The organism is Streptomyces sp. P9(2023), assembly GCF_032436795.1.
Lineage (GTDB): Bacteria > Actinomycetota > Actinomycetes > Streptomycetales > Streptomycetaceae > Streptomyces.
Window position 1 is genome coordinate 1 of record NZ_JAUPWM010000128.1, and the last position, 570, is coordinate 570.

Here is a 570-nt window from a genome sequence, read left to right on the forward strand (position 1 = left end):
TGATGTCGACATAGCCACGTTTCATCACTTGGACGTGGAGAATTTGCCCGGTATCGGGGTGCAGAAATACGTCAAAAACGGTAACGGGACGGTCGCGGTAATCTTCCGCTTCGATTGTCTGGAGAACGGCAGGCGTCAACCCGTCATCAGGTGACGCGGCTAATGTGATCGTAAATTGTTGTGCGACAAGTCCGCTTGCGGCTTGCAGTTCAGAAATTTGAATGACGCCGCCCGGCTGATAAGTAACGCCGTCGTAAGTAATCGGAACATCGGATTTCGCAAAACCATAAGTGCCGGTGCCAAACTGGAAAAGAACCAAACCGACAATTGACAATTCGCCCTTATCCATCAGAGTGAGAACGGAAGACGGAAGATTAATCATAGTCTTTGAATTCCTCTAAAAGAAATCGGCGTTGGTTGCTTGTCGCCGCTTTCACTCCAGCTAGTCCAATCAAGACGAAACTTTGCTTTCGCCTGCCAAATTAGCGCAACTGCCGCTGTGGTAAAAACGCTGTGCAATAGCGGCGCAACGGTCACTGTGACCGCTCCAGAACCATTTGCTGTGGCGTC

At 50.2% G+C, this 570-nt stretch carries 2 protein-coding genes; both read right to left on the bottom strand.

What is annotated here, in order from left to right:
• Window positions 1-382 (bottom strand): DUF2163 domain-containing protein (locus Q5762_RS36980; RefSeq protein ID WP_315896697.1); only part of this gene is annotated, 382 nt, incomplete at its 3' end.
• The coding region (locus Q5762_RS36985; protein ID WP_315896698.1) for a hypothetical protein at window positions 379-570 on the bottom strand (192 nt) is incomplete at its 5' end. The genes Q5762_RS36980 and Q5762_RS36985, both read right to left, overlap by 4 nt.